Origin of the sequence: Mesorhizobium metallidurans STM 2683 (assembly GCF_000350085.1) — a bacterium.
Classification (GTDB): Bacteria; Pseudomonadota; Alphaproteobacteria; order Rhizobiales; family Rhizobiaceae; genus Mesorhizobium; species Mesorhizobium metallidurans.
Genome location: NZ_CAUM01000149.1, coordinates 44,341 through 66,385 on the forward strand (window position 1 = coordinate 44,341; position 22,045 = coordinate 66,385).

Consider the following 22,045-nt stretch of genomic DNA (forward strand, 5'->3'; position numbering starts at 1 on the left):
CCGTCCGGGTTCAGGCGGTCGAACCGACGACGCCCTCGACCAGATAGTCCATGCTTTCGAGCTCGATGGCGGTCTCGGCGAAGGCCTGGCCTTCGGTCGCGACGACGGCACCCATGTTGCTCTTCAGCGGGCCCTTGATGACGGAGAAGCCGCCCTTCGTCATTTCGGCCAGCGTGGCGTCGAACTGCTTGCGGGCCGCCTCGCTGACGGCGGGGCCGAGCGGGCTCATCTTGACGAAGCCGTCGGCCAGTCCGCCGCGGGTGAAATTGGGCAGCGGCTTGCCGGCGACGAGGTCGTCTACGAACATTTTGTAGACCTTGGCCCAGTTCCACTCGGCGCCGGTCAGGTATTTCTCGGGCGCCAGCGGGCTCTGGTTGGCGTGGTAGCCGCAGACGAAGGCGCCGCGGCCGGCCGCCGTCTCGACCACGACCTTGGGACTGTCGACATGGCAGGTGACGACATCGATGCCCTGGTCGACCAGTGCGTTGGTGGCTTCCGCCTCCTTGACCGCCAGCGACCATTCGCCGGTGAAGATCACCTGGCATGTGATCGTCGGGTCGACCGAACGCGCGCCAAGCAGGAAGGAGTTGATGTTGAGCAGGACCTGCGGGATCGGCTTGGCGGCGACGAAGCCGAGCTTCTTGGTCTTGCTGGTATGGCCGGCGACGACGCCGTTGAGATACTGCCCCATGCCGATATAGCCGAAATAGGAACCGGCATTCATCGGATGCTTGTCCTTGTTCCACATGCCGCCGCAATGGCGGAACTGCACGTCGGGGAATTTCGCGCACATGGCCAGCATGTGCGGATCGAAATAGCCGAATGAGGTCGGGAAAATCAGCGAGGCGCCGTCGAGATTGATCATCGATTCCATCGTCTTCTGGACGTCAACCGTCTCGGGGACGTTTTCTTCCTCGACGATGGAGATGCCCTCGATGCCCTTCAGCGCCGCGGCGCCTTCGGCATGCGCCTGGTTGTAGCCATAGTCGTCCTTCGGTCCGACATAGATGAAGCCGACGGTGGCGGCGGCAGCGAATGCCCTGCTTATGGGAAAGGATGCCGAGGCCAGCCCAAGTGCTGCTCCGGCGGCGGAGGTCTTGAGCAACTGGCGGCGGCTAAGCATGAATCTGTCGGTCATCTCTTATGCTCCCCTGTGGACCCTTTTCCAGGTCGGTTAACGCCTTCTCAACAAAGTGCATGCAATCGCCGTGCCAATTCAGAAGGCTAAATTTATTGAATAGAATTAACAGCTGCTTAAAAAGAGCCTGCTCATGCCGGAGGCAATTGCATGCACTTTTTGCCTTGAAAATAGCCGGTTTGACAGACAGATTAAAATAGAGGCATAGAGAGGTATATTGAGTCGATGGGCCGATGCGCCAACTGACTCCACAGAAGACCGGACGGAGGAGATTTGTCAGGGAAGCGCAGCTTGGTCAGGTCGGGCACGACCGTCGATCAGATGGTGAGGGCGATCGGTGACCGTATCGTCACCGGCTTCCTGCGCCCCGGCGAAAAGCTCGACGAAGCCTCGCTCGCCGCCCGCTTCGACGTATCCCGCACGCCGGTGCGCGAGGCGCTCGGCCAGCTCAGCGCCATGGGCCTGGTCGAAAGGCGGCCTAACCGCGGTGCCATCGTCGCCGTGGTGACGCAGGAGCATCTCGCCTCGATGTTCGAGAGCATGGCCGAACTGGAAGCGATCTGCGCGCGCTTCTCGGCCGAACGGATGACCGCCGGTGAGCGGCGTGCGCTCGAGATCGAGCACCAGGCCTCGGCCCGCCTGGTGCAACTGGGTGCGGAGGAGGACTATGAATATTTCAACACCGACTTCCACACCCGGCTCTATCGCGGCGCGCACAGCAAGCACATCTATGAACTGACCGTGATGACGCGCAGCCGGCTGGCGCCTTTCCGCCGCGCCCAGTTCATGTTGTCCGGCCGTCTGGCGAAGTCCTGGCAGGAGCACGACGTGATCGTTACGGCAATCATGCGCGGTGACGGCGCCGCCGCGGGAAACGCCGCCAAGAATCACGTTTCCATCGTCAGCGAGGCGAGCGCCGTCTTTGCCGCCGGCGACCAGCCGAAAGTCGCAAGCACGGTGCCGGTCACCGCCGGGTGAGAAGGAATTCAACTGATTCCTGCGGAGCGCCTGGCCCCAGTGAGAGAGAGCGCCAAGAGCGCCCGAACGGCAGGATTTGGCGCATAACGGACGAATTGACGATCGGCCTGTGAGCAATTTAATCGGACGAGCTGAACGAGTTGGATGGCGTGGCCGATTGCATCATCGGACCAAGGCAGGCACGGCACGCGCATCTCAGTTCCTGAAATTGGAAAGGACGGCGCAAGCGCCGCCCCATATCCTTGGGAGGATAATTCAAACAGGCGATCAGGCCGCCTTGGCTTCCTCGGCGATCACATCAGCCTTGCGCGCTGCCTTCAGCACCTTGGCCCACCAGGCGACGTCGTTGACCAGCGCGGTTGCCGCCTGGTTCAGGTGCTCGATCTCTTCAAGCTTCTTCTCGCCTTGGCGGACGGCAAGGAAATCGCCCCAGGCGATATGAACCGCCGACTTGACCGGCGCCATCTGCAACTCGACGGCATAAAGGCGGAGCTGCTCGACGGCACGCGATCCACCGACGCTGCCATAGCCGACGAAGCCGGCCGGCTTCTTGTTCCATTCATTGGCGGCGTAGTCGATGGCGTTCTTCAGCACGGCCGTCGGGCCGTGGTTGTATTCGGCGGCGGTGAAGATGAAGCCGTCGAACCCGGCGACCTTCTTCTGCCAGCGTTGCGCCACTTCGTTCTGCGACGGCGCCCAGGCGGAGGATGCGACCTCGTCGAAGAACGGCAGCGGGAAGTCGCGCAAATCGACGACTTCGACATCGATATCGGCATGCGACTTGGCGATCTTGGCGATCCACTCGGTCGGGACGTCGGCGAAGCGCGCGGCGCGCGTCGAACCGATGATGATGGCGATTTTGGGTTTGGACATTGAGGGGCTCTCCTTGCGGGAAATTGTGGTATCGTTTGGATACCGGCGCTATATGAGATACCGCAAACTCGAAGTGCAAGGAGGCACGTTTTTGTTACTGAGGCACCCGCATATCACCGAGGACTGCCGCGCCATCTCGGAAATCCTGCAGCGCGTCGGCGACAAATGGACCGTGCTCGTCGTCAGCAAGCTCGGCGATGGACCACTGCGTTTCAACGAATTGCGCGCGGCCGTCGGCGGCATTTCGCAAAAGATGCTGACCACCACCTTGCGCGGTTTGGAGCGTGACGGCTTCGTCACGCGCACAGTGTTTCCGACCATCCCGCCACGCGTCGACTACGAGCTGACCGATCTCGGCCGCGAGTTGCTGGTGCCGGTCGCAGCGCTCGGCGAATGGGCGCGCAAGAACACCGCGCGGGTCAAAGCGGCGCGTGAAAAGTTCGATGGGATTCACGCCTGAAACCCTTGCGCTGCAAGGGTTTTCGCGTGGCGGGCAGCACAGGCGAATTCTACGGCTGCATCTGCATTCCGGCCCACAGACGGCCTTCGGTCCGCTTCGATTTCGGGGCCTGATTGACCACCTTGCCGTCGATGGTACAGGTCGCCCCTTGACCGCAATTGCGCGCAGCCATCGCACCGTTGTAGCACGTCGTCGCCACGCAGTTTTCGCACCTGTTCGCTTGCCGCTTGAAGGTGTGGGTTTCGGAGGCGCAACTGGCTTCGGCCTGGTTTTGTTTAACCTCGGTATAGGCGGTTGCGGCCAACAGGCAGAACAAGGCTGCAAGCGCGCCCGCCAATGCGCCGTTCAGCAATCGTTGACGCATTGTCTTCCCCCATGCCCTGCCGGACATGGTCACGGAAATGTGCGAACGGGACTGTGAAAGGCTTCACGCAGAAACGGTCGCCCAGATCGCGCGCCGTGCCAGCGATATCGAAACTTGGAATCTGGCTTGTCAGACTTCCGCCGGCACCGCCTTCGGCTTGCCTTCGCCGTCCAGCGCAACCATGACGAAATCGGCTTGGGTGACCTTCTCCATCAGGTCGGAGAGATAGCGTTGCGCCCAGGCCTCGACCTTGAGCGTCATCGACGTGCGGCCGACACGTTCGACATGGGTGTAGATGCACAGCGTGTCGCCGATCTTCATCGGCTTGGCGAACGACATCTCCTTCACCGCCGCCGTCACCACGCGGCCCTTGGCGCGCTCGGCGGCGCGGATGCCGCAGGCAAGATCCATCTGCGCCATCACCCAGCCGCCAAAAATGTCGCCCGCCGCATTGGCGTCCGAAGGCATCGCCAGGGTTCTCAGCGTAAGGTCGCCGAGCGGCCGCCCGTTCGCGTATTGCACCATGCGGAAGTCCCCGAGATCGATCTTCTCCCGATCCCGTATCGTCGTAGCACCGATGCGTCAACGCAGACCAGCAAGTGCTAGACTGCGCAGGGTGAGTTGAGGAAGGTGCCTGACATGAAATTTACCTCTCGCCCTCTGACATCGGATCTTTGGCCCGCACTCGAGAACCTGTTCAATGAGAGCGCCGTGTGCAGTCGCTGCCGTCGGCTGGTGCCAGGTGACACCACGGGATGCCGTGCCGTGGCTCGATCGACTGTGGCAACTCAAGCGCGTGGATGATGCGCCGGTCTGGTCGTTGTCCTGCCTCTACGTGCGAAAAGGATATCGCCGGCAGGGCGTCACGTCCCATCTGATCGCAGCGGGGCTGGAGACTGCAAGGCGCGCAAACGCCCCTGCGCTTGAGGCCTATCCTTTTGATGCCGATGTATCGCCGAGCGCTTCCGGTAGTGGATACGCCTCCACCTTCGCTCGCGCCGGTTCAGGGTCGTTGCTCGCAGGATGCCAGCCCGCCCGATCATGCGTTATGATTTCAAGCAAAATGCTGGCGATGACGTATGACGCTCGGACCGCTTGTCAACCAGAGAGTTACCAGAGTTACGGTGACAGTGCACCAATTGCTCACAACCTGCTGCGCACGAGTTCGCGCTCGCCAATTGGTGCACTGTCACCGTAAGGCCCAATTAGTGCACTGTCACCGTAATGGAACCGTCTCGGGTCATGGTCTGGCCTTTGTGTCAGCGGGATTTCAGAAGGCTGACGGGGACGCGCAAACTCGGGCATAAAAAAAGGCCCCGTCAGGAGCCTGCTTACCGCGCATGGGTGCTTTCGCCGGGTGGCTACGCCACCCTGCCCATGCGCCTTCCTACTACGACCAAGACCAGTCCAGTGTTCATGACGGCATAGCTAAACGGGTATTGACGTGTGGTCAATACTGCGGTTCGAAGCCAATTCGAGAGTCCGCAATGGGTCGGAAGCGAAATTCAAACCGAGCATCGCCGGTCGCTTTTTTCACAAGCCATGCCGGAAGGCCCGGCGACGTGGCGCTGCGCCCAAGTCTAGGGTAGAACCAGAATTCCGGAGCCGGCCGCATCCATCATGCAGACCTATGATTTCATCGTCGTCGGCTCCGGCTCGGCCGGCTCGGTCCTGGCGGAAAAACTGTCGGCCTCCGGCCGCTTCTCCGTTCTGGTGCTGGAAGCCGGCGGCACCGACCGGCGGTTCTACGTGCAGATGCCGCTCGGCTATGGCAAGACCTTCTTCGATCCGGCGGTGAACTGGAACTACAAGGCCGAGCCGGATCCCGGCCTCGGCGGCAATGCCGACCACTGGCCACGCGGCAAGCTGCTTGGCGGCTCGAGTTCGATCAACGCCATGGTGTGGATCAGGGGCGCGCGCGAGGATTTCGACGCTTGGCGTGCCGCCGGCAATCCCGGCTGGGGCTATGACGATCTGCTGCCGGCTTTCAAGGCGCTGGAGGACAATGAAGCCGGCGCCGACCGCTGGCGAGGCGCCGGCGGGCCGCTGCACATCACCGACTGCTCGAATTCGGTCCATCCGCTGACCAAGCGCTACCTTGCCGCCGGCCAGCAGGCCGGCCTGCCGCTCAATCCCGATTTCAACGGCGCCGCCCAGGAAGGCGTCGGCATCTACCAGATCTCGACCAGGAACGGCCGGCGCATGTCGGCGGCGCGTGCCTTCCTGCGCCCGGCAATGAAGCGCAAAAACGTTCGCGTCGAGATGAATGCCTTGGCGACCCGGATCCTGTTCGAGGGCAAGCGCGCCGTCGGCGTCGAATATCAGCAGAACGGCGCAACGAAAACCGCCCGTGCCGGCCGCGAAGTGATCCTGTCGGGCGGTTCGGTCAACTCGCCGCAACTGCTGCAACTGTCCGGTATCGGCCCCTCGGCGCTGCTCGAGGGGCTGGGCATTCCGATCGTTCATGCCAACGAGAATGTCGGAGCGAACCTGCAGGACCATGTCGGCATCAACTACACTTTCAAGGGCAGGCTGCCGACGCTCAACCAAATCCTGCGCCCCTGGTGGGGCAAGTTGCTGGTCGGCATGCAATACATACTGACGCAGTCCGGCCCGCTGTCGCTGTCGATGAACAATGCCGGCGGCTTCTTCCGCACCGACCCGGCGGCGACACGGCCCAATATGCAGCTCTACTTCCAGGCCTTCTCGACCGTCATCCCGAAGAGCGGCGAGCGCCCGATCCTGACTCCCGACCCGTGGCCCGGCTTTTCCATCGGCCTGTCCAATTGCCGCCCGTCGAGCCGTGGCGAGATCATGATCCGCTCCAGCAATCCGCGCGATTACCCCAGGATCAGCGCCAACGCCTATTCCACCAACGCCGATGTCGATGAAATGCTGGCGGCGGTGAAGTTCGTGCGCAAGATCGCCTCGATGCCTGATATGGCCGAGATCATCGAGGAAGAGGTTCTGCCCGGTCCGTCAATCCAGTCCGACGCTGACCTGATCGCCGACTTCAGGAAGCGTTCGGGCACGGTCTATCATCCGGTCTCGACTTGCCGCATGGGACCGGACCCCACACGTTCGGTCGTCGATCCGCGCCTCAAAGTTCACGGCCTTGAGGGTTTGCGCGTCATCGACGCCTCGATCTTTCCCGACAATATCACCGGCAACACCAACGCCGCCTCGATCATGACCGGATGGAAGGGCGCCGAACTGGTTCTGGAGGACCAAAAATGAAAATCACCGACGTCAAGACCTGGGTTGTCGGCAACCCGCCGCCGGGCATCGGCGGCAAGTATTTCATCTTCGTCAAGCTCATCACCGATGGCGGCGTCGTCGGCTATGGCGAAGCCTATAACGCCACCTTCTCCGGCCATGTCACGGCCAGGATGATCGAAGACATGGCCGAACGTTATCTCATCGGCCGCGACCCGCACGATATCGAGAACTTCTTCCGCCGCGCCTATTCGTCCGGCTTTACCCAGCGCCCCGATGTTTCCGGCATGGGCTGTTTCTCGGCCCTCGAAATGGCCTGCTGGGACATTATCGGCAAGGAGGCCAACAAGCCGGTCTACAAGCTGCTCGGCGGCCAGGTGCACGAGACGCTGCGCTCATACACCTACCTCTATCCGCACACCGGCAGCGTCCATTCCGAGGACGCGCCGGACGGCAGGAACGTCTACAGCGACCCTGAGATGGCGGCAGCCTGTGCGCTCGAATATGTCGAGCAGGGTTTTAATGCCGTAAAACTCGACCCGGCCGGTCCCTACACGGCTTTCGATGGCCACCAGCCGCGCCTGCTCGACATCGATGTCTCCACCCGCATGATCAAGGCAATCCGCGAAGCCGTCGGCACCCGCGCCGACATCCTGTTTGGCACGCATGGCCAGTTCACCGCCTCGGGCGCCCTGCGGCTGGCCCGCGCCATCGAGCCCTATGATCCCTTGTGGTTCGAGGAGCCGGTGCCGCCGGACATGCCCGAAGTTATGGCGCAGGTCGCTCGTGGGACGTCGATCCCGATCGCCACCGGCGAGCGGCTGACGACCAAATTCGAATTCGCCCGCGTCATCGAGAACCGCGCCGCGACCATTCTGCAGCCCGACCTCGGCCGCTCCGGCGGCATTCTGGAGACCAAGAAGATCGCCGCCATGGCCGAGGCCTACCACATCCAGGTGGCGCCGCATTGCTATTGCGGGCCGATCGTCGGCGCCGCCAACATCCAGCTCGCGGTGACGCTGCCCAACTTCCTTATTCTGGAATCGCTGAAGCAGTGGGACGGCTTCCACGAGAAACTTTTGAAGAAGAAGATCGAATGGCAGGACGGCAACGTCATTCCGTCGAAGGAGCCCGGCCTTGGCGTCGAATTGAACGAAGCCGTCTGCGAGGCGCATCCCTGGAACGGCAAGGAATTGCATCTGCAGATGATGCAAACGCCGCTGATGCCGTGAGCGAAAGCTACGCCTTCATCGGCCTTGGCCATCTCGGCGGCAACCTCGCCGCCAGCCTGATCCGAAACGGCTTTGCCGTCACCATCTTCGATCGCGACCCCGCCGCCGTCGAACGACTGGTGACGCTCGGCGCCACCGCCGCGAAGAGCCCGGCCGAAGCCGCGGGGCGGACCGGCAACGCCATCACTTGCATGCCCTCGCCCAAGGTCAGCGAAGCGGTGCTGACCGGTCCCGACGGATTGCTCGAAGGCCTGCCCAAGGGTGGCGCCTGGATCGAAATGTCGACCAACGGCCGCGACGAGATTGTGCGGCTCGCGGCACTTGCTTCGGCGAGGAACATCGAGACGCTGGAATGTCCGGTCACCGGCGGCGTGCATCTGGCGGCCGTCGGAAAAATCACCGCGCTGGTCGGTGGCGATGCGGCGCTCTATGCGCGTCATCGACCGGCCATCGAGGCGATGTGCGAAAAATCGTTTCTGATGGGCGCGGTCGGCTCGGCGGCGGTGATCAAGGTGATCACCAACATGCTGGCCTTCATCCATCTCGTCGCCGCCGGCGAAGCATTGATGCTCGCCAAGCAAGGCGGGCTCGATCTCGCCCAGTCCTATCACGCGATCGTCGCCTCCTCCGGCAACAGCTTCGTCCATGAGACCGAAAGCCAGCTCATCCTCAACGGTTCCTACGACATCGGCTTCACCATGGACCTGGCGCTGAAGGACCTCGGCTTCGCGCTTCGTATGGGCGAGGATTTCGGCGTGCCGCTCGATCTGGCGTCACGCGTCAACGCGATTTTTGAGCAAGGCAAAGCCGCCTATGGCGGCGGTGCCTGGTCAACCCAGATCGTCAAACTGCTGGAAGATGCAGTCGGCATCGACCTACGCGCCCCCGGTTTCCCGGCAAAGTTGGAAATCTGACGTTACGGAATTATCAAGCGATTTCAGTGGATTGAACGGATCGTCGGAATCACGGCCGCAGCGACCTGAATCAATCTCTTAACGCGTTGAATCAACATCTCAGCGTCAGCGCACCCGGCAGGATCTCGAAGGTCGCGGGTATGCGCCCTGGCGACTCACCGTCTATGTCGACCAGCGCGCCGTTCTTATCCACATCGCCGAGCGGTTCGACAACCACTTTCTTGCCGCGCAGGATGGTGATCGCCGGATGGTTGCGATGCCGCCCGCCATAGAGCAGGCGGATGTCCCAGATCAGTCTCAGCTTGCCGGCAGCGCGCAGGATGACGATGTCGAACTGACCATCGTCCAACTCGGCGTCCGGCGCGATCATCATGCCGCCGCCGAAGAATTTTCCGTTGGCCACGGCTACCAGCGCCATGCGCGCCTCGACCGGATCGCCGTCATCGACGGTGATCCTGACGTCCTGGAACCTGTAGCGCATGAATTCCCATACGGTGCGCCAGTAGAACAGCGCCTTGGCCGAGATCTTGCCCTTGCGCTTGTCGGCGTTGACAGCACGGTCGGTGGCGCCTGAAAGGCCGAGGCTGGCGATGTTGATGAAATGGCGACTGGCCAGCGCGCCATGATCGTCGATATAGCAGATGCGGCCGGCATCGACCTTGCGGGCCTTGGCCCCGGCGATGCGCTTCAGGGTCAAGTCGACTTCGTCAGACAGGCCAAGCCCACGGGCGAAATCGATGCCGGTACCGCAAGGCAAGAGGCCGAGCGCGGCCGTCCGGCCGTGCTCCTGAAACGCCTGCAGCAGCCCGTCGGCCGTTTCGCTGGCCGTGCCGTCGCCGCCCGCCGCGATCACCAGTTCGAAGCCGCTGGCTGCGAGGTCGAGCGCCAGCCTTTCGGCATCGCCTTCGGCCTGCGTTTCGCGCAGCTCGAAATCGCCGAAATGCCTTTTCAGCGAAGCACTGACCTCCGGCCAATGCTGTTTCAACCGGCCGCCACCGGCAATCGGATTGAGCACCACCCCGACCTTCAAGCAACCTCCCCCAAAGGACATCGAGAGCGCCTCGGCCCTAAAATCCTTTGCCGGCCCAGAATCCTTTGCCGGCCCAAGAATCCTTTGCCGGCATTGAAACCCGCGCCGGCCAGCGGAGCAAGCGCCGAATATCTGACGATGCTCGTTCGCCGTGGATGTCCTCGCCGCGCCTGGGTCGAGGCCTGTCTCGAAAAAACGCACTGGTCCCCGATAATCCCGCTATCCACAGGCTCGGGCCGGTTCCCCAGGACACTTACCCGGCGTACGTTGAACCCATCTCAGGCGGCTACCGATCGCCACGCCGAAAGGCAAAGCGGAACGGCGGATTTCCTGAGGCCCGTACGGCCCGGAACAAGAACAGGCTTGCCTGTTGGAGGGACGGATGCCGAGACCTACGGGGCCGCGGAAAGCGTGCGAACGCCAACGGCGGACCGATGCTGCCATGAAGGACGGCAAAAACCTTCGATGGCGCGCTGGACGAAGCTCGCAAGGGTGAAGGCCGGCGTGGTCCCGAACGGACGCTGCTCTCGGGTGGTGACTGGCAGGACCGTCAACATCAAGGCCGGCATGGCGCGACGTCTTTACGGAAGTTGCTGCCGCGACCGTGTCCTGATCTGACAGGGAGGCGCTGGGAGAAATCCCGGCGCCGACTGTCGTTTCCGGTCGCGCATCCACGACCTGGCATCCTCCACAATTTTTACGGTCTATGCCGCCCGCGACTATGCCGGTTTCGTCGACAAGCACCAGCCGAGCGGCTTTCCCTATTGGTGAACCGGGCCGACCGTCGCCGTGCGCAAGCTGCAAACCGTGCCGCCGGCGCTGATGAAGGCAGGCGCCAAGCTGGAGCATGTCCACGACTACTGAGGTTTTTCGGTCACAGCCGCCATCTTGTGAAACGGCGCGTAGCGCGTCGCCTCGCTCATTCCACAATCGCGGCCAAATCCCGCCTTGTTCCACGCCGATTGGTAACGTGGAACCTGAAGGGACGAGACCGTTGATCAAGACCGCCCTTGTCGCCATGACCATCGTCGGCTGCGACTGCGACGCCAGGCTTTGCGAATATATCGGCGAGACGCCGGCCAAGTGGTCGACCGTCGCCGAATGCGAAGCGGCGATGAAAAGCCAGATGCTGCACCAGCGCAATTTCAACTATCCGCTGGTCTCCGGCATCTGTCGCGCGAAAGGCTCGTCATCCGCCTCGCAATTGGCCGAGACGGCATCCCGCCCGGAACTGAAGCCCGCCAGCCGGGCCGTGCAAGCCGAAAGCCTGCTGCCGCCGGAATTGAGCCACCGGCCGAGCGTCCCGGTCGGTTCGCCGACGACGGCCATAGCGGCGGCAGCCGCCCGGCCCGTCGCCTATGAACAAGTGGTCGATGCCGGCGTGCTCTATCGCACAAGGAATGGCTATGCCGTGGTCAAGACCGATCTTGGCCGTGCCGCCTCCGCGACCGTCGACATGGCGAAGCGCTCCGCGAACTGGCTGGCGGCGAAAATGCCGAGCGGCCTGTAGGTCGCGCTCAGAGACTGTTTCGAAATTCGCTCTGGCGAGTCATATGGTGGCGGTTTCGAGAACCGGCCTACGCCGGCCGTAGCCTTCATCGGGCGGAGGCGCTCATGAGTGCTTCGGCCGGCGTAGGCCGGAGCGCAGCGGACATTTAGAGTGCCGCGCGTCCAATGGACGCGCAAAGGACGCTCTAACACTTTGAATTGACTAACCCGCCTCGTCCCTCGCCCCGATCTTGCGCACCAGCGCCGCCGTCGCCAGCATGGCGCCCATGTCCGATATCATCGGCGCGACATGCGTCTGATAGTCGAGCGGCACCGAGATATCAGGCAGCTCGAAGAAATTCTTCGGCTGCGGCAGCAGCAGAAAACCATCGCTGCCGTTGAGCGCGACGCGCGCCGGATCGTCGGGCCATGTTTCGCCAAGCCATTTCAGCGCCTGCGCCAGCCGGCCGCTCACCAGCGGCTGGGCTGCCTGTGCCTCGGCATGATAGCCGCTTTTGCGGGAAAGTGGCCAGCCGGTGGGCGGCAATCATTTTGTGGGAGAAGGAAAGATCGCGTTCAACCGGCCTTCGACCTTGCTGCGCATTCGACCTTCCAATGCCTCGACCGGGACCAGCCGCTCGTGATCGCCAGCCCGCAGCCGCATGAAGGCATGCAACCGGTAAGCGGTAATCGCCCCGCGCGTACCGGCCTCAGTGCTGACATCGACGACGAAGATAGCGCCGATGCGACCGGGCCAGACCTGGCGCGAGAAGGCGGTGCCGAGAAAGTCGCCGAGCCCATAGGCGACGAGCGCCTTGCCGATGCGCTCGACCGGTTGCACGACATGGGCATGGTGGCCGGCGATCAGCCCGACGCCATGGCCGGCCAAATGCCTGGCCAGCGCCCGCGTATCCGGTCTGGGGAAATGGCGGAACTCCCAATCCCAATGCGGCACAGCGCAGATGAGATCGAGGCCGCCGGCGGCATCGCACGGCCACCGTGCCGGATCGCCTTGCATCGAGACGCGCCCGGCAAACGCCGCCGCATCGGTATTGCGCCACAGCGTGAAGGCTGCGAAGCCGATGCTGAGCGGCCCAACCGCGAAGCGCTCGACCGGCCCCGGCGCCGCGGTGCCAATGGTGCGGATGCCGAGCCGCTCCAGCGCCGCAACCGTCTCGTCGAAACCTTCAATGCCCTGATCGAGCACATGGTTGTTGGCGAGTGACAGCACCAGCTTTTCACGCGCAATGCCGACGGCCGCCAGGGCCTCGGCGAGAAACCGCTCGGTCATCGCGTGGTGGATGCCAAGCCGCGTGCCGATCGCCGCGCTCGGCCGCTCCACGACTGGGCTTTCGCAATTGCCGATCACCAGATCGGCGGAGCCGAGCAGCACCGCAAGCGCCGGGTCGCAGTCCGGCGCACTGCCATTGGCCACCGCCGAAATATCGCCGACAAAGGCCAGCCGAATTGTTTTCGCCGGTGACGGCTCGATCAAGGTTGCGGCGGCCGGCGCAAAACCGTGCGCATGGCCGCCGAGCGAAGGCCGGAGGAAACGCGGCAGCCACGACAGTTTGTAGGAAAGCGGATAGTTCGACACGCGACGCCCAATCGTTTGCCTTGTGTAGACTGTCTGCCGGATGGGTTGAAGCGTGTCCGCGCACATCAAACAAACCGTTGACGCATTCGCCAGTATTGGGCACGGCACCAAATGTTGTTCAACTGAAGGCTCCGATTTCCCACATATGGATTCTTGCGAAGATTGACCCCCACCCCTGACCCCTCCCGCAAGGGCAGGGGAGCACTGCCGTCCGCCTTTTACTCATCGCAGGTGCCGAGACATCTGCATTTGCCGTGGCTAGCGCCTACGGAATCCCCTCCCGATGCGGGGAGGGGTTAGGGCTGGGGTACCTCGTCAAGCGATGTGATCTAGAAAATCGCCCCCTGATAGAGCACCGTTTCCGCCTCTTCCGGCGCAAAACGTCGCGCCAGCGTGCGCAAGGCGCTGTGGACGCCGTCGCGATCGATGTTGCAGCTTCTGAGATGCCGCACCGCCAGCGTCGGGTCGAAAGCGCTGCGGCCATGCATGACGCGCTGATTGTCGAAGACCAGCACCTCGCCCGGCTGCAGCTGGTGCTGGAACTGGTTTTGCGGAGCGCGGATCAGCCGCGTCAGTTCGGCCAGCGCTTCGATCAGCCCGTCGATCTCGTCTTCGGATGCAGTTTGCGGCGCAAGGCAGCGGTCATTGTAGCGGATACCGGTCACCTGGCCGGCGGCATCGAGGCTGATGACATGCGCCTCGGCGCTGAAGAACACTTCGCCGGCATGTTCGCGATGGAAGGTCACGCCGTGCCGCGTCAGCGGCTCGAACAGCTTTGGCGTCTTGCTTCGCATCAGCTCGGCGACATGAAACCCATCGACCATCAGCGATGTGCCACCGGTGCCGGCGCCAGTCCTGATGGCGTGGAAGAAGATGAAGCCCGGCGGCGAGTAGCGGAACGGCTCGTCCGTGTGCGGGATCTGCGCGCGTGCGGTTTCGCCGGCGACGCGCGCATCCGGCCGCGAAATCAGGTCGAACACCTTGCCATAGCTGGTCTCGCGGATCGGTCCATAGCGGCCGGCGACGCGCGCCGTCGCTTCCGTTTCGGCGGGAACCCCGGTCAGCATGGCGATGCCGTGATCGCGCAACGCGCGCAGCGAGTGAAACAGCGCCTCGTCGTCCTCGACCACCGCATCGAAGGCGAACCGGCCGAGGCGCGCGCCGAGATCGCTGCCCCACAACTCGGGCTGGAAACGGACTGCTCCGCCTCCGGCATGATCTGCCAGGAACCGGGAAGCGTACCGCGAAACATGGCCGTCTTCCCAAGTGACCGTCACCTCGCCGGACGAGGCGTCGATCGACGCTGGCCGAATTCCCGTGGGAACATCGGCCGGCGTCAGCCACCTTTTGCCGGATGCGGTGTCGCCGCAAATCTCGCATTCGCAAGCCAGCCGCAGCCAACGAGTGGACAGCTTAGCGACCTTACCGCCACCTAAGTCGAGTGCGATGCGGTCGCCCTCACCGTGCATGTTGCGCAACGGCTGGGCGTTGGAATTGGAATGACTGTCGAGCATTGTCGCCTCTTCCATGACCTTGAATTCACCTCAATGATCATATGAGCCAATATCCCCTGCACCAAACGAGTTTCCTTCGATGTATTTTGAGTTAAACTCAATCCATGACGACGCTGAGGGACCTCCCACTATCTGCGCTGCGGGCGCTTGCGGCGGCCGCGCGGACCGGCAGCCTGACGCGCGCCGCCGAGGAGCTGGGCGTGACGCCCGGCGCGGTCGGCCATCAGCTCCGGCAGCTCGAGGACAGGCTGGGCGTCAAGCTGGTCCGGCGCGCCGGCAACGGCATCGTCCTGACGCGCGCCGCCGAAAGCGCCCTGCCCGACATTGACCGGGGCTTCGACGCGCTGGCATCGGGGATGCGGCGGCTGAGCTTCGAGCGGCAGGCCGAGACCTTCACCATCTGCGCCGACCCGTCGTTCGCCTCGCTGTGGCTCGCTCCCCGCCTCGACAAGGTGCGTCCGGCGCTTGCCGGGCTCGATGTCCGCATCGTCGCCTCGATCGCCCTCGATGCGATGCTGGAAGAAGGCGTCGACCTTGCCATCAGCTACCGCAAGGCCTCCGCGCAGGATCTCGCTTCCGTCGATCTGTTCACCGAACGGGTGATCCCGGCCTGCGCACCGGCGCTCATCCAGGGCATTGCCAGGCCGGACGCGGCGGACGCGCTCGACAAGCTGCCGCTGCTGCATATCGACCCGACGATGGGCGACGATGTCTATCCGGCATGGCGGCACTGGTTCGCCGCCGCAGGACGGCAGCCGAAAGGCATCGACCAGGGTCCGCGCTTCGGGCTGACGATCGTCGCCGCGCAGGCCGCCATCGCGGGCATGGGCGCGTTGCTGGCCAGCGAACTGGTTCTGCGCCGGCACCTGGAGCCCGGCGATCTCGTCGAGATCGCGCGCGACGTACCGGCGCTGACGATCAGGCGCCGCCTCGTCTGGCCCTTGCATGGCCCGAAGGCACGCCGCGCGGCAGCCGTCGCCACCGGACTTGCCGCGACCGCAGGGTTGGGGATCGACGGGGCTTTGCCCGCGGTGAAATAGCCGGTGCCGTCCGACGGCGACATCGCTCCTGACAGCCTTCTGTCAGCAGCTTCGCCTGGCACCGCGCCCCTCTTCACTCCGCTCTTTCCATTTTCCCCGAGACCTCCCATATTCGGGGCATGGCCAAACCCTCCGATAAGAAGACGCCTTCGTCGGCGCGTGACGACCGCGCTTCGCCGCCCAAGCGGCGCAGCCCGCTGACCGATTTCCTCGATGCGTCGGAGCCGCTGCACAAGGGTGGTTTTGCCGAAGCGCCGCAAGCCGAATTGTCCGGCACGCCGCTGACCGGCTCGATCGCCGACTGGGCTGAGCAGATCGAACAGGAAGCGGAGAAGGAAGGGCGCTCGTCAGGCAAGGGCGGCGGTAAATCGCCAAAGGCGGCGAAAAAGATTCCCGAACGCTCCACCTCGCCCGGCCGCACGGCGCGCGGCACCTCGATGGGTGGCGCGGCCTCGGCCAGGGAGAGAACCGCGGCCGGCCTCAATCCGGTCGCCGGCCTCGACATTTCTCTCGAAGACGCCGAGACCATGACCTCCAGCGGCGTCACCGCCACCGTGGCCGCATTGTCCGCCCTGATCGAATCCGGCAATCCCTTGCACAAGGACGGCGTGCTGTGGACGCCGCACCGCCCTGCCCGCCCGGAGAAATCCGAAGGCGGCATCGCCATCAAGATGGTGTCGGATTTCGAGCCGGCCGGCGACCAGCCGACGGCGATCAAGGATCTGGTCGAAGGCGTCACCGGCAACGATCGCACCCAGGTGCTGCTCGGCGTCACTGGCTCCGGCAAGACCTTCACCATGGCCAAGGTGATCGAGGAGACGCAGCGCCCTGCCTTGATCCTCGCGCCCAACAAGACGCTGGCCGCGCAACTCTATTCCGAGTTCAAGAAATTCTTCCCGGAAAACGCCGTCGAGTATTTCGTCTCCTACTACGACTACTACCAGCCGGAGGCCTACGTTCCGCGCACCGACACCTTCATCGAGAAGGAATCCTCGATCAACGAGCAGATCGACCGCATGCGCCATTCGGCGACGCGCTCGCTGCTCGAGCGCGACGACGTCATCATCGTCGCGTCGGTGTCCTGCATCTACGGTATCGGCTCGGTCGAGACCTATACGGCGATGACCTTCCAGATGCAGATCGGCGACCGCCTCGACCAGCGCGCGCTGCTCGCCGACCTCGTCGCCCAGCAATACAAGCGCCAGGACGTCAACTTCGTCCGCGGCTCGTTTCGCGTGCGCGGCGACACGATCGAGATCTTCCCGGCCCACCTGGAAGACCGCGCCTGGCGCATCTCGCTGTTCGGCGACGAGATCGAGGCGATCACCGAATTCGACCCGCTGACCGGGCAGAAGACCGGCGAGTTGAAAAGCGTCAAGATCTACGCCAATTCGCACTATGTGACGCCGCGCCCAACCTTGAATCAAGCCATCAAGTCGATCAAGGAAGAACTCAAGCACCGCCTGCAAGAGCTTGAAAAGGCTGGACGTCTGCTTGAGGCGCAGCGGCTGGAGCAGCGCTGCCGCTTCGATCTGGAGATGCTGGAAGCCACCGGCTCCTGCGCCGGCATCGAGAACTATTCGCGCTATCTCACCGGCCGCCAGCCCGGCGATCCGCCGCCGACACTGTTCGAGTACATCCCCGACAATGCGCTGGTCTTCATCGATGAAAGCCACGTCACCGTGCCGCAGATCGGCGGCATGTATCGCGGCGACTTCCGCCGCAAGGCGACGCTGGCGGAGTATGGTTTCCGCCTGCCGTCCTGCATGGACAACCGGCCGCTGCGCTTCGAGGAATGGGACGCCATGCGCCCGCTTTCCGTCGCCGTGTCGGCCACGCCGGGCGGCTGGGAACTGGAACAGTCCGGCGGCGTCTTCGCCGAACAGGTCATTCGCCCCACCGGCCTGATCGACCCGCCGGTCGAGGTGCGTCCGGCCAAGACCCAGGTCGACGATGTCGTCGGCGAGATCCGCGACACCACCAGCGCCGGCTACCGCACGCTGGTTACCGTGCTGACCAAGCGCATGGCCGAGGACCTGACCGAATATCTCCACGAACAAGGCATCCGCGTCCGCTATATGCACTCCGACATCGACACGCTGGAGCGCATCGAGATCCTGCGCGACCTGCGCCTTGGCGCCTTCGACGTGCTGGTCGGCATCAATCTGTTGCGCGAAGGCCTCGACATTCCCGAATGCGGTTTCGTCGCCATCCTCGACGCCGACAAGGAAGGGTTCCTGCGCTCGGAAACCTCGCTGATCCAGACCATCGGCCGCGCCGCCAGAAATGTCGACGGCAAGGTCATCCTCTACGCCGATCAGGTCACCGGCTCGATGGAACGCGCGATGGCCGAGACCAACCGCCGCCGCGAAAAGCAGATGGAATGGAACGCGGCCAACGGCATCACTCCGGAATCGGTCAAGTCGCGCATCTCCGACATTCTGGACTCGGTCTACGAGAAGGACCACGTCCGCGCCGACATCTCGCAGTTCACCGACAGCGCCGGCGCGATGATGGGCAACAACCTGAAGGCCCATCTCGATGCGCTGGACAAGCAGATGCGCGACGCCGCCGCCAATCTCGACTTCGAGAAGGCGGCCCGCATCCGCGACGAGATCAAGCGGCTGCGCGAGATGGAACTGTCCGTCTCCGACGATCCCTTGGCCAAATACGCCGACATGGAAAGCCCGGTCTCCGGCCGCGAGAAAGGCAAGCACAACAAGGGCGTGGCCAAACATCGTACATCAGAGGAACAGGAGCGTTTCCGCAAGCTCGACGAGGCACGCGCCGCCGAAGAGGCAACCAAGGCGGCCCGGCCCAACCTCTTCCGCAAGCCGTCGCTGGACGAAATGGGCGCCGACGGCGCCGTGCCGGTGAAGAAGCCGCTGTTCGCCAAGCCTTCGCTGGACGATATGGGGCCTGGCACCGACATGCCGACGCCATCGGGCGCGGTGTCCCGTTCGCTGTTCAAGAAACAGTCGGCTCAGGAGGCGCACGGCTCGGATTTCGGTATACCGGGTGAACCGACCAAGCCGCTGTTCAAGAAGAACTCGCTCGATGAGATGACGGTGCGGCGGACCGAGAAGCCGGTCGAAGGAAAAGTGCCGGCCAAGCCACAGCCGATCTCCCCCCGTGTGGGGGAGATGCCAAGTGGTGGCAAAGAGGGCAGGGCAGAGGGGGGCGCGAAGGATCGCAGCGATACCGCCAGACCCATTGTCCGCCAGCGCACCGGCATCGGCTCTTATGAAGATCCGGGCGACGCCCGCCGCGAAAAGCGTCGGCCGGGCAAGACAGGGCGGCCCGGGCGGTAGCGATCCTTCACGCCCCCCTCTGCCCTGCCGGACATCTCCCTCCACCATAAAAAAGCTCTTCGCCGAATTTCACCCGGCAACTGCCTGCTGGACCATGCAGCCATCCTTGCCCGCCGCCAATGGAACCTGTACGGGCCTTGCCACCCTGCCCTTCCGTTCTGGAAGCCAACCGCCCACCGGCCATCAAATCCATGAAACCCAAGGACATCGCCGCCTTCGTCTTCCTGGCCGTCACCTGGGGCCTGTCGTTCCTGGTGCTGCTCAAGGTGGTGCATGCCTTCGGCTGGATCGGCGCGGTCACGCTGCGTTCGCTGATTGCCGGCATCACGCTGCTTTTGCTGGCGGCGGCGACAAGGCGCAGACTCGATTTCAGCGCCGGCTGGCGGCGCTTCGCGATGGTCGGCGCGACGACCGTCGCCGCGCAACTGATCGGCCTGTCCTATGCCACGCCGCGCATCGGCACGGCGATGGCGGCCATCCTCGTTGCCGCGATCCCGCTGTTCTCGATGATCATCGGACAGGTATGGGGACTTGAACGCATCACGGCTCGTGGGCTGGCCGGCCTGCTCCTTGGCGCCGCCGGCATCATGGTCCTGGTCGGCTTCCCCTCGGTGCCTGTCACAGCCTCCTTCGTGTTCGGCTGCGCCGCCTCGCTCTTCAGTTCTTTCTCGGCCGCCTTCGGCAGCAACTACGCCAATCGCCATCTGCGCTCGGTCGGCACGCTGGAAGTCACCAGCGCCGCCTTCCTGTTCGGCGGTCTGATGACGCTGCCGCTGCTTCTCGCGGTGCCGATACCGGCGATGCCGAGCGCCGTCGACTTCCTCTATCTCACCATTCTCGCCTGCGTGATGAGCGCAATGACCTATGTCGTCTATTTCCGCCTGGATGCCAGCATCGGCGCGACCCGCACGATCAGCGTCGAATTCGCCGTGACTGTGATCGCCGTGCTTGTCGGCACGGTTATGCTCAAGGAGCCACTGACCGTCATCCAGGCCGTCGGAGCGGTTGCGATCATCGGCGGCTGCGTGTTTGTGCTCGACCCGTTCCCGCGCCGTTTGAAAGCAGTGCCCTTGCCGTCGGCCCCACCTCTGGTGTAGCCAGTCTCGACACTCAAACGTCTTGAAAGGAGGGCTGCGTGACTTTCGACCGCCACCGTCAGCGCGGCCCTGTCTGTGCCCTGCGAGCTAGCTTGCAGGGCTGACCGGGACGGTCCGGGTTTTCTTCCCGCTTCGATTTTTGGTCTGCCCTTCGTGGTGCCGCAACGCCTGTTCTGATGGCCAGCACGCGCACCGTCAAAGTGCATAGCCGGACTCCGGCAAGACCAGAGAAATCCAAATGGCCCTGATCAGCCTCAAATCCCTCGGCGTCACCATGAGTGCGCGGCTCTTCTCCAGTCTCGACCTCACCATTGGCGCCGGCGACCGGCTCGGCATCGTCGCCGCCAACGGCCGCGGCAAGTCCACCTTGCTCAAATGCCTGACCGGCGAGTTGGAGCCGACCTCCGGCGACATCACCCGCACGCGCGGCCTGCGCGTCGGCCATGTCGAACAATCCGTGCCGCCGGCTCTGCTCGACCGCACCTTTCATCAGGTCGTAGCGGAAGCCCTGCCGACCGAGCAAGCCGAAAGCGAGCAATGGCGCGTCGACGTGGTGCTGGATTCACTCGACGTGCCTGAGCCGATGCGCGAGCGGACGATGCAAGCCTTGAGCGGCGGCTGGCAGAGGCTGGCGCTGATCGCACGCGTCTGGGTCACCGACCCGGACGTGTTGCTGCTCGATGAGCCGACCAATCATCTCGACCTTTCGAAAATCAACCAGCTCGAGACCTGGCTGAACGCGCTGCCGCGCGAAGTGCCGGTGGTGATCGCCAGCCACGACCGCGCCTTCCTCGACGCCACGACCAACCGGACGCTGTTCCTTCGGCCCGAGCAGTCGCCGGTGTTTTCGCTCCCCTATTCGCGCGCCAGGCAAGCCTTGGATGAAGCCGACGCCTCGGCCGACCGAAAATTCCAGCACGACATGAAGGTGGCGCAGCAATTGCGCCGGCAGGCCGCCAAGCTCAACAATATCGGCATCAATTCGGGCAGCGACCTGCTGACGGTCAAGACCAAGCAGCTCAACCAGCGCGCCGAGCGTCTGGAAGATGCGGCGTCACCGGCGCATCGCGAGAAATCGGCGGGCGCGATAAAACTCGCCAATCGCGGCACCCACGCCAAGGTGCTGATCACGCTCGACGACGCGGCGATCGAGACACCCGACGGCACGCTGCTGTTCAGGACCGGCAAGCGCCATATCTGCCAGGGCGACCGCATCGTCCTGCTTGGCCGCAACGGCGTCGGCAAGTCACGCTTCGTCACCCTGATCCGCAATGCGATCGCCGAACCGGAAACCGTGCGGAGCATCAAGGTGACGCCGTCCACGGTGCTCGGCTACAGCGACCAGGCGCTGTCCGGGATGAGCGGTGACGACACGCCACTGGCGATGGTCTCGCGAAAATTCGATGTCGGCGAACAGCGCGCCCGCTCGCTGCTGGCGGGCGCGGGCGTCAGCATCGACATGCAGGAGCGCAGGATTGGCGTTCTGTCGGGTGGACAGAAGGCGCGGCTGATGATGCTGGCGCTCAGGCTCGCCAACCCCAATTTCTACCTGCTCGACGAGCCGACCAACCATCTCGACATTGACGGCCAGGAAGCGTTGGAAGCCGAGCTGCTGGCGCATCAGGCAAGCTGCGTGCTCGCCTCGCACGACCGCTCCTTCATCCGCGCCATCGGCAACCGCTTCTGGCTGATCGAGAAGCGGCGGCTGACCGAGGTCGACAGTCCGGAGGATTTCTTCCGCTCGGTGGCCGAAGCTGGCGGTTGAAGGCGGCGCGACTGCCGTGACGAAAAAG

Annotated in this window: 19 protein-coding genes and 1 pseudogene; 12 read left to right on the forward strand and 8 right to left on the reverse strand. The window is 63.7% G+C overall.

Annotated elements, in window-relative coordinates:
• Nucleotides 1-10: 10 nt before the first annotated feature.
• On the reverse strand, nucleotides 11-1,138 hold the full coding sequence (locus MESS2_RS26345) for a BMP family ABC transporter substrate-binding protein (RefSeq protein ID WP_008877633.1): 1,128 nt from the start codon (nucleotides 1,136-1,138) through the stop codon (nucleotides 11-13).
• Nucleotides 1,139-1,429: 291 nt separating this feature from the next.
• Between MESS2_RS26345 and MESS2_RS26350 the strand changes: the two genes are divergently transcribed.
• Nucleotides 1,430-2,116 (forward strand): GntR family transcriptional regulator, encoded by a 687-nt coding sequence (locus MESS2_RS26350; protein WP_008877635.1) that lies wholly within the window; start codon nucleotides 1,430-1,432, stop codon nucleotides 2,114-2,116.
• A gap of 267 nt (nucleotides 2,117-2,383) precedes the next feature.
• On the opposite strand, the gene MESS2_RS26355 is transcribed toward MESS2_RS26350, so the two are convergent.
• Nucleotides 2,384-2,989 carry an NADPH-dependent FMN reductase gene (locus MESS2_RS26355; RefSeq protein WP_008877637.1) on the reverse strand — a complete coding sequence of 202 codons (606 nt, stop codon included), beginning with the start codon at nucleotides 2,987-2,989 and terminating at the stop codon, nucleotides 2,384-2,386.
• A gap of 91 nt (nucleotides 2,990-3,080) precedes the next feature.
• On the opposite strand from MESS2_RS26355, the gene MESS2_RS26360 reads away from it, so the two are divergent.
• Nucleotides 3,081-3,449: a winged helix-turn-helix transcriptional regulator gene (locus MESS2_RS26360; RefSeq protein ID WP_008877638.1), complete on the forward strand. Its 369-nt coding sequence runs from the start codon at nucleotides 3,081-3,083 to the stop codon at nucleotides 3,447-3,449.
• A 49-nt stretch (nucleotides 3,450-3,498) separates the two neighbouring features.
• Here the strand turns inward: MESS2_RS26360 and MESS2_RS26365 are convergent, their stop codons facing one another.
• Complete coding sequence (locus tag MESS2_RS26365; protein WP_008877639.1) at nucleotides 3,499-3,813, reverse strand: hypothetical protein; 315 nt, start codon at nucleotides 3,811-3,813, stop codon at nucleotides 3,499-3,501.
• A gap of 129 nt (nucleotides 3,814-3,942) precedes the next feature.
• Complete coding sequence (locus MESS2_RS26370) at nucleotides 3,943-4,338, reverse strand: acyl-CoA thioesterase (RefSeq protein ID WP_008877641.1); 396 nt, start codon at nucleotides 4,336-4,338, stop codon at nucleotides 3,943-3,945.
• Between the two features lie 175 nt (nucleotides 4,339-4,513).
• Between MESS2_RS26370 and MESS2_RS34210 the strand changes: the two genes are divergently transcribed.
• The 4 genes from MESS2_RS34210 (at nucleotide 4,514) to MESS2_RS26385 (ending at nucleotide 9,175) form a co-directional block, all read left to right on the forward strand.
• Nucleotides 4,514-5,011, forward strand: coding sequence for a GNAT family N-acetyltransferase (locus MESS2_RS34210; RefSeq protein WP_008877642.1), 498 nt, complete (start codon nucleotides 4,514-4,516; stop codon nucleotides 5,009-5,011).
• 422 nt (nucleotides 5,012-5,433) lie between these two features.
• Nucleotides 5,434-7,050, forward strand: coding sequence for a GMC family oxidoreductase (locus MESS2_RS26375; protein ID WP_008877643.1), 1,617 nt, complete (start codon nucleotides 5,434-5,436; stop codon nucleotides 7,048-7,050).
• Nucleotides 7,047-8,261: a mandelate racemase/muconate lactonizing enzyme family protein gene (locus MESS2_RS26380; protein ID WP_008877644.1), complete on the forward strand. Its 1,215-nt coding sequence runs from the start codon at nucleotides 7,047-7,049 to the stop codon at nucleotides 8,259-8,261. The genes MESS2_RS26375 and MESS2_RS26380 overlap by 4 nt, the downstream gene beginning before the upstream one ends.
• A complete protein-coding gene (locus MESS2_RS26385) occupies nucleotides 8,258-9,175 on the forward strand; it encodes an NAD(P)-dependent oxidoreductase (RefSeq protein WP_008877645.1) in 918 nt (305 codons plus the stop codon). Before MESS2_RS26380 ends, MESS2_RS26385 begins: the two co-directional genes overlap by 4 nt.
• A gap of 91 nt (nucleotides 9,176-9,266) precedes the next feature.
• Here MESS2_RS26385 and MESS2_RS26390 read toward each other — a convergent pair whose 3' ends face one another.
• A complete protein-coding gene (locus tag MESS2_RS26390) occupies nucleotides 9,267-10,205 on the reverse strand; it encodes a diacylglycerol/lipid kinase family protein (RefSeq protein WP_008877646.1) in 939 nt (312 codons plus the stop codon).
• Between the two features lie 465 nt (nucleotides 10,206-10,670).
• Between MESS2_RS26390 and MESS2_RS32485 the strand changes: the two genes are divergently transcribed.
• Both MESS2_RS32485 and MESS2_RS26395 read left to right on the forward strand, forming a co-directional pair.
• Nucleotides 10,671-10,823, forward strand: a complete 153-nt coding sequence (locus MESS2_RS32485; protein WP_157357855.1) for a hypothetical protein — start codon at nucleotides 10,671-10,673, stop codon at nucleotides 10,821-10,823.
• A gap of 376 nt (nucleotides 10,824-11,199) precedes the next feature.
• Nucleotides 11,200-11,715 (forward strand): hypothetical protein, encoded by a 516-nt coding sequence (locus MESS2_RS26395; RefSeq protein ID WP_008877648.1) that lies wholly within the window; start codon nucleotides 11,200-11,202, stop codon nucleotides 11,713-11,715.
• Nucleotides 11,716-11,916: 201 nt separating this feature from the next.
• On the opposite strand, the pseudogene MESS2_RS26400 reads toward MESS2_RS26395, so the two are convergent.
• From MESS2_RS26400 to MESS2_RS26410, 3 genes and pseudogenes are all read right to left on the reverse strand, one after another.
• A pseudogene (locus MESS2_RS26400) lies at nucleotides 11,917-12,186 on the reverse strand (hypothetical protein); the annotation flags it as partial.
• 54 nt (nucleotides 12,187-12,240) lie between these two features.
• A complete protein-coding gene (locus tag MESS2_RS26405) occupies nucleotides 12,241-13,290 on the reverse strand; it encodes a CapA family protein (protein WP_008877650.1) in 1,050 nt (349 codons plus the stop codon).
• A gap of 329 nt (nucleotides 13,291-13,619) precedes the next feature.
• Entirely contained in the window at nucleotides 13,620-14,819 is a 1,200-nt protein-coding gene (locus MESS2_RS26410) for a clavaminate synthase family protein (RefSeq protein WP_040594084.1), read from the reverse strand.
• 89 nt (nucleotides 14,820-14,908) lie between these two features.
• Here MESS2_RS26410 and MESS2_RS26415 point away from each other — a divergent pair, with 89 nt between their 5' ends.
• From MESS2_RS26415 to MESS2_RS26430, 4 genes are all read left to right on the forward strand, one after another.
• Nucleotides 14,909-15,844, forward strand: a complete 936-nt coding sequence (locus tag MESS2_RS26415; protein WP_008877652.1) for a LysR substrate-binding domain-containing protein — start codon at nucleotides 14,909-14,911, stop codon at nucleotides 15,842-15,844.
• 119 nt (nucleotides 15,845-15,963) lie between these two features.
• On the forward strand, nucleotides 15,964-19,155 hold the full coding sequence (gene uvrB, locus MESS2_RS26420) for an excinuclease ABC subunit UvrB (RefSeq protein ID WP_008877653.1): 3,192 nt from the start codon (nucleotides 15,964-15,966) through the stop codon (nucleotides 19,153-19,155).
• A gap of 191 nt (nucleotides 19,156-19,346) precedes the next feature.
• On the forward strand, nucleotides 19,347-20,252 hold the full coding sequence (locus MESS2_RS26425) for a DMT family transporter (RefSeq protein ID WP_008877654.1): 906 nt from the start codon (nucleotides 19,347-19,349) through the stop codon (nucleotides 20,250-20,252).
• Nucleotides 20,253-20,490: 238 nt separating this feature from the next.
• Nucleotides 20,491-22,017 (forward strand): ABC-F family ATP-binding cassette domain-containing protein, encoded by a 1,527-nt coding sequence (locus MESS2_RS26430; RefSeq protein ID WP_008877655.1) that lies wholly within the window; start codon nucleotides 20,491-20,493, stop codon nucleotides 22,015-22,017.
• The last annotated feature ends 28 nt before the right edge of the window (nucleotides 22,018-22,045 follow it).